The sequence below is a fragment of the Ensifer sp. ENS02 genome (assembly GCF_014851885.1).
Lineage (GTDB): Bacteria > Pseudomonadota > Alphaproteobacteria > Rhizobiales > Rhizobiaceae > Ensifer > Ensifer adhaerens.
Map to the genome: position 1 here is coordinate 1 of NZ_JACVAO010000106.1, position 255 is coordinate 255.

The 255-nt window shown below is 67.5% G+C and carries 1 protein-coding gene; it reads right to left on the bottom strand.

What is annotated here, in order from left to right:
• On the bottom strand, positions 1-255 hold a 255-nt coding region (locus IB262_RS36870; protein WP_192494600.1), incomplete at both ends, for an aldehyde dehydrogenase family protein.

Below are 255 nucleotides of genomic sequence, written 5' to 3' on the forward strand. Positions count from 1 at the left end.
GCCCGGCATCGACGAAGCAGCGGATGAGCTCGGCCGGCGACGCCGGTGTTTCCTCGGGCGCCTTGACGATGATCGAGCATCCGGTGGTCAGCGCCGCCGACAGCTTGCGCACCACCTGGTTGATCGGGAAGTTCCAGGGCGTGAAGGCGGCAACCGGACCGACCGGCAGCTTGACGGTCATCTGGGTGACATCGGGTGCGCGCGGCGGAATGATCTGGCCGTAGGCCCGCTTTCCCTCCTCGGCGAACCACTCGA